Below are 6,590 nucleotides of genomic sequence, written 5' to 3'. Positions count from 1 at the left end.
ACCCGGGAGTCGTCTTCAGAATCCGTCTTGCCTTACAATGCAATAGCTAGCGAAAACCCATATGCGATTCCCCTGCCTGGAGGGGGAGGGTCGATCGCGCGCAGCGCGAGCGGGGTGGGGTGATCTCTCAACTCGGGCAGTGTTCGAGATGGAGAGACCGTCACCCCACCCCGTCTCACATTTTCGCTGCGCTCAATGTGAGCCGACCCTCCCCCTCCAGGGGAGGGTAAGAAGGCGCCCTACACCTTCCACACACCCACCGGCATCTTGATTGCAACGTTCAGCCGGTTCCAGACGTTGATCGCGGCGATCGCCAGCAGCAGGGTTGCGAGCTCGGCTTCGTCAAAATGCTTGTCGGCCTGGTTCCAGATATCGTCGGGCACGGGGTCGGCGCGATCGGAGAGCCTTGTCAGCGCTTCCGTGAGCGCCAGCGCGGCGCGCTCGGCTTCGGTGAAATAAGGCGTGTCGCGCCAGGCCGAGACAGCAAAAATGCGCTCGTCGGTCTCCCCTAGCTTGCGGGCGATCTTTGGATGCATATCGACACAGACGCTGCAGCCGTTGATCTGGCTTGCGCGCAGATGCACGAGTTCCAGAAGCTTCTCCGGCAACCCCTGCTTGGTCAAATTGCCCAGGGATTGCAGGACATTCATGGCGTCCGGCAAAACCATGACCGGGTGATTCATGCGAGCGTGCATCATGTCGTGTCTCCATCTGTGGCGCCGGCAGGCCTGCCGGCTGATTTTCGACGGTTCCGGCGCCATTGCTGTCACATCGGCCGGATTCGCTTCGTCATAGGCATGACGGACGACAGACAGGGAACGTGACCGATGACCCAAAATAATTTCGACGGCGATTTTCTGGCCCGGCAATTCGAGGCCAACCGGGATCATCTGCGCGGTGTCGCCTACCGGATGCTGGGCTCCCGCGGCGAGGTCGACGATGCCGTGCAGGAGACCTGGCTCAGGGTCAGCCGCTACGACACCAGCGACATCGCGAACTTGCGAGGCTGGCTGACCACCGTGGTCGCGCGCATCTGCCTCGACATGTTGCGCGCGCGCAAATCGCGCCGCGAGGATCGGCTTGGTCCGCACGTGCCGGAGCCGGTCGATGACGCGCGCGAGCGCGAAGCCGAGATGGCCGATTCCGTCGGCACAGCACTGCTGGTGGTGCTGGAGACGCTACAACCAGCCGAACGCCTCGCCTTCGTGCTGCACGACATGTTCGCCGTCCCCTACGAGGAGATCGCGCCGATCGTCGGCCGCTCGGTGGAGGCCTCCCGGCAGCTTGCCAGCCGGGCCCGGCGCCGCGTGCAGGGCGCACCTCAGCCGCAAGCGGACTTCAGCCGCGAGCGAAGAATCGTCGACGCATTTCTCGCCGCCTCGCGCGAGGGCGATTTCGAGGGCCTGCTCGCGGTGCTCGACCCTGATGTCATCATGCGGGCCGATCAGGCCGCGGTGCGGCTCGGCACGCTCGCCGAAATCAGAGGTGCCGACGCGGTCGCAAACGCCTTCAAGGGACGTGCGCAGGCCGCACGGCCGGCGCTGGTCGACGGCGAGCTCGGCGTCGCCGTCATCTTCGGCGGACGCCTGCGCATCGCGCTGCGCCTCACCTTCAAGGGCGACCGGATCGCCGAGGTCGAAGCGGTGGCCGACGCGGAGCGGCTCGGCACGCTCGACGTGGACGTGCTCGAACAGGAGAAGGGGAAGTAGGGTGTCCTTCGCCTCGCCCCGCAAGCGGAAGGAGATCGGCGGCGAGAAATTAAAGCAATTTCATTGGCTTATAGAGCAAGCTCATCGCGCTTGACGCCTCTCGCACTCGAGAGTAGCTTCGAATACGGAATTCCGTATTCCGAAAGGGCCGCCGGCGTGATCCCTCTCGACCCGCTCCCCAATCTGATCGACCAGGTCTATGCGCGGATCCTGGAGGCGATCACCGACCGCACGCTGCAGCCTGGACAGCGCATCCGGCAGAACGAGCTCGCCGACAGGCTCGGCGTGTCGCGCCAGCCGGTGTCGCACGCATTGCATCTGTTGCACCGGCAGGGGCTCGTCGCCGAGAGCGGCAAGCGCGGCTTTGAAGTCACCCAGCTCGATCCCGCGCGCATCCGCCAGCTCTACGATGTGCGCGGTGCGATCGACGCGCTGGCGGCGCGGCTCGCCGCCGAACGCGCCAAGAGCGATGCCGCGGGCCGCGCGCGGCTGGAAGCGGCGCTGCGCGCCGGCCACCGCATCACCCGCAAGACGCCGCTCAACGAGCTGATCGCGCTCGACGTCGACTTTCACCGCGCGATCTATCAGCTCGCCGGCAACCCCGTCATCGAAGCGACTATCGCGCCGCAATGGCCGCATATGCGCCGCTCGATGGCGACGGTGCTGTCCGAGCTCGACTATCGCGAGAGCGCGTGGGCGGAGCACGCAACGATCGCGGGACACATTCTCGCGGGCGAGACGAGCGCTGCCGAACGCGCTGCGCTTGCGCATGCGCAGAACGCCGGACGAATGACCGAGGAGCGATTGAGGGCGACGGAGGAAGCGGCGGCGTAGCAACTACGCTCCGTCATGCCCGGGCTTGTCCCGGGCATCCACGTTCTTTCCTGAACGTGGGCAAGACGTGGATGGCCGGGTCAAGCCCGGCCATGACGACAGAGAAAATAACAAAACAAGGAGGATGCGACATGAAACTGACCCAGGAGCAATTGGAGTTCTTCCAACGCGAGGGCTGGCTGTTCCTGCCCGAGCTGTTTGCCCAAGAGGAGGTCGATTTCCTCGCGCGCGAAGCGGTCGCCATCTACGACGCGAACCGCCCCGAGGTCTGGCGCGAGAAGAGCGGCGCACCGCGCACAGCCTTTGCCGCGCATCTCTACAACGAGGCTTTTGGCGTGCTCGGCGCGCATCCGCGCATGATCGAGCCGGTCGAGCAGGTCTTTGGCGAGCCGGTCTACATGCACCAGTTCAAGATCAACGCGAAATCGGCCTTCACTGGCGACGTCTGGCAGTGGCACCAGGACTACGGCACCTGGAAGCGCGACGATGGCATGCCGGAGCCGCGCGCGATGAACATCGCGATCTTCCTCGACGAGGTGATGCCGATCAACGGCCCGCTGATGCTGGTACCGCGCAGCCAGAATGCCGGCGACCTTCAGGCCTCGCACGACCTCTCGACGACATCGTATCCGCTGTGGACGCTCGACGAGGAGACCGTGACGCGGCTGGTCAAGCAGGGCGGCATCGTGGCGCCGACCGGAAAACCCGGCGGCATGCTGATGTTCCACGGCAATCTCGTGCATGGCTCGAGCGGCAACATCACCCCCTACCCGCGCAAGATCGTGTACCTGACGCTGAACGCGGTCTCCAACTACATCCGCACACCGACGCGGGCGGACTACATTGCCCACCGCGATTTCGCGCCGATCAAGACGGTCGACGACGACGCGCTACTGCGCCTCGCACGTGCGCCGCGGCAGGCGGCGGAGTAGGACGACCCTGCGTCCACGGGCGTCATGCCCGGGCTTGTCCCGGGCATCCACGCCTTGACACGATCACGGCGGCAAGACGTGGATGGCCGGGTCAAGCCCGGCCATGACGACCGGAGAGTTCGCACACGTCTCTTCGAAATCAAGAATCCTTGGATCCTTCTCATGAACCTCTTCTCCCTCCTCCAAGCCCGCCGCAGCGCCGGAAAACCCGTGCGCGTGGCGCTGATCGGCGCCGGGAAATTCGGCTCGATGTTCCTGTCGCAGGTGCCGCATGTGCCGGGGCTGGAGGTGTCGATCATCATCGACATCGACCGCGACCGCGCGCGCGAGGCCTGCCGTACCGTCGGCTGGGACGCCGACCGCATCGCCGCCACCGTCTTCACCGACGACGGCGTGCGCGCCATTGCGGGCGGCGCGATGGATGTTGTGGTGGAGGCGACGGGCAATCCCGCCGTCGGCATCCGCCATGCCCGCGCGGCGATCGCGGCCGGCAAGCACATCGTGATGGTGAATGTCGAGGCCGACGTGCTCGCAGGCCCCCTGCTTGCGGAGGAAGCGCGCAAGGCCGGCGTAGTCTATTCGCTCGCCTATGGCGACCAGCCGGCGCTGACGGCCGAGATGGTCGACTGGGCCCGTGCCACCGGCTTTCGCGTGGTGGCCGCCGGCAAGGGCACGAAATACCTGCCCGCTTATCACGACGTGACGCCCGACGGCGTCTGGCAGCACTATGGGCTGACCGCAGCCGAAGCGCAGTCGGCCGGCATGAATCCGCAGATGTTCAACTCCTTCCTCGACGGCACCAAATCGGCGATCGAGATGGCTGCGATTGCCAACGCCTGCACGCTCGACGTCCCGTCGCAGGGCTTGCTGTTTCCGCCGTGCGGCGTCGACGACCTCCCGCACATCATGCGCCCGCACGACAAGGGCGGGATGCTGGAGCGGTCCGGCGTGGTCGAGGTGGTGTCTTCGCTGGAGCGCGACGGCCGGCCGGTGTTCCGCGACCTGCGCTGGGGCGTCTATGTTGTGCTGGAGGCGCCGAACGACTACGCGGCGGACTGTTTCAAGCAGTACGGGCTGAAGACCGATTCGAGCGGACGGTTTGCCGCGATGTACAAGCCCTATCATCTGATCGGGCTCGAGCTGAACATCTCGGTGCTCTCGGCCGCCTTGCGCGACGAGGCCACCGGTCAGGCCCGGGGCTTTCGCGGCGACGTGGTATCGGTTGCGAAGCGAGACTTGCGCGCCGGCGAGATGCTCGACGGCGAAGGCGGCTACACGGTGTGGGGCAAGCTGGTGCCGGCGGCGGACAGCCTCAAGGCCGGCGCGCTGCCGATCGGGCTTGCGCACCGTCTCAGCCTGAGGCACGACGTCGGCCATGGCGAGATCGTGCGCTGGAGCGACGTCGAATTCGATCCGAACAACGACACCATCAGGACGCGCAAGGCGATGGAAGCAGCGTTCGCAAAATCCTGACATGTGCAAAAGTGCCGGAAAATGGCGCGTGCGACCGCTGCCCATCGGACCGGCAGGGACGGCAGCGTCGGGTTAGACTTTCGTCCAGCGAAAACGGCGGGCCCTTCGCAACTGCGGCGGGAGCTAGGCGCTTGATTATCGGGGGACGCCGGGCCATCCTCCCCCGCGGAACCGCAAAGCTCGGAATTCCAACAACAAGGGCCCACAAGGGCCCACGGGAACGCTCAACAAACAACGTCGATCACTCGGCGAAGACAAGACGACACCAAGATCGTCCCCATTGTCGAGACGTCGGCAATAATGGAGGAGTACGCATGAAGCGTCGTGATTTCCTGAAGGTGACGGGCGCAGGCCTGGCAGCAAGCACGGCCGTGGCCGCACCGGCGATCGCACAGACCAACCCGGAGGTGCGGTGGCGGCTGGCCGCAAGTTGGCCGAAGGCATTGGATACGCTCTATGGCGGCTGCGAATATTTTTGCAAGCGCGTCGCCGAAGTCACCGACAACAAGTTCCAGATCCAGCCGTTCGCAGCCGGCGAAATCGTGCCCGGCCTTCAGGTGCTCGACGCCGTCTCGAACGGCACGGTCGAGATGGGCAACACGGCGCTGTACTACTACTGGGGCAAGAACCCCGCCTTCACCTTCGGGACGTCGCTGCCGTTCGGATTGAACACGCGCGCGCACATATCCTGGCTGCTGTTCGGCGGCGGCACCGAGATGCTCAACGACCTGCTCAAGGAGTACAACACGATCGGTCTTCCGACCGGCTCGACCGGCGCCCAGATGGGCGGCTGGTTCCGGAAAGAGATCAAGTCGATGGAGGATTTCAAGGGTCTGAAATTCCGCGTCGGCGGCTTTGCCGGCACCATCATCGCAAAAGTCGGCGGCGTGCCGCAACAGATCGCGGGCGGCGACATTTATCCGGCGCTGGAAAAGGGCACGATCGACGCCGCGGAATGGGTCGGCCCCTATGACGACGAAAAGCTCGGCTTCGTGAAGGTCGCAAAATACTACTACTATCCCGGCTGGTGGGAGGGCACCGGCCAGGGCCACAACGTGATGAATCTCGACAAGTGGAACGCGCTGCCGAAGCACTACCAGGCCGCGATCGAGACCGCATCGCGCGACACCTTCACCTGGGTCACGGGCAAGTACGACTACGTCAACCCGCCGGCCTTGAAGCGCCTGCTGGTTGCCGGTGCGATCCTGAAACCGTTCCCGCAGGAAGTGCTGGAGGCCTGCTACAACGCGGCCAACGAGATCTACGCCGATCTCTCCAAGAGCAATCCGCACTTCGGCAAGATGTACTCCAGCCTGTCGGCGTTCCGGAACGAATCGCTGGCCTGGATGCAGGTCGCCGAGCTCAGCTACGACAGCTTCATGATGCGGATGCGCACGCGCACCTGAGGCGTCGCGCGGTTCGCGCAAGGCCCTGAAACGACGAAAGCCCCGGAGATGTCTCCGGGGCTTTTTGTGCGAGTGGCGCTGATCTCTGTGCTCCGTCATTGCGATGCGCACGCGTATCACGCTCTCCGCTGTCATCGCCCGGCTCGACCGGGCGCTCCTGGGCGGATTCAACCGGTCGTCGCGACACTCTGCCAAAGGAGGTTGCGATGAAGGGTGGTGATCAGTGTTCGGGTCGG

At 64.9% G+C, this 6,590-nt stretch carries 6 protein-coding genes; 5 read left to right on the top strand and 1 reads right to left on the bottom strand.

Translation table 11 applies throughout. The features are described 5' to 3' along the window. Positions 1–239: 239 nt before the first annotated feature. Complete coding sequence (locus tag JQ632_RS38710) at positions 240–695, bottom strand: carboxymuconolactone decarboxylase family protein (protein WP_212407973.1); 456 nt, start codon at positions 693–695, stop codon at positions 240–242. A gap of 132 nt (positions 696–827) precedes the next feature. Between JQ632_RS38710 and JQ632_RS38705 the strand changes: the two genes are divergently transcribed. The 5 genes from JQ632_RS38705 to JQ632_RS38685 all read left to right on the top strand — a co-directional run bounded on the left by JQ632_RS38705 (position 828) and on the right by JQ632_RS38685 (position 6,354). Continuing rightward, entirely contained in the window at positions 828–1,709 is an 882-nt protein-coding gene (locus tag JQ632_RS38705) for a sigma-70 family RNA polymerase sigma factor (protein WP_212407972.1), read from the top strand. A gap of 156 nt (positions 1,710–1,865) precedes the next feature. Beyond that, a complete protein-coding gene (locus tag JQ632_RS38700) occupies positions 1,866–2,543 on the top strand; it encodes a GntR family transcriptional regulator (RefSeq protein ID WP_212407971.1) in 678 nt (225 codons plus the stop codon). Between the two features lie 131 nt (positions 2,544–2,674). Then, positions 2,675–3,475 (top strand): phytanoyl-CoA dioxygenase family protein, encoded by an 801-nt coding sequence (locus tag JQ632_RS38695; RefSeq protein ID WP_212407970.1) that lies wholly within the window; start codon positions 2,675–2,677, stop codon positions 3,473–3,475. Positions 3,476–3,637: 162 nt separating this feature from the next. Further along, the gene (locus JQ632_RS38690) at positions 3,638–4,948 is read left to right on the top strand and encodes an NAD(P)H-dependent oxidoreductase (protein WP_212407969.1); all 1,311 of its coding nucleotides are present in this window, start codon (positions 3,638–3,640) and stop codon (positions 4,946–4,948) included. 314 nt (positions 4,949–5,262) lie between these two features. Further along, positions 5,263–6,354: a TRAP transporter substrate-binding protein gene (locus tag JQ632_RS38685; protein WP_212407968.1), complete on the top strand. Its 1,092-nt coding sequence runs from the start codon at positions 5,263–5,265 to the stop codon at positions 6,352–6,354. The last annotated feature ends 236 nt before the right edge of the window (positions 6,355–6,590 follow it).

It is taken from the genome of Bradyrhizobium liaoningense (assembly GCF_018130955.1).
GTDB lineage: Bacteria > Pseudomonadota > Alphaproteobacteria > Rhizobiales > Xanthobacteraceae > Bradyrhizobium > Bradyrhizobium liaoningense_C.
This window is presented reverse-complemented; position numbering and strand designations above follow the sequence as displayed.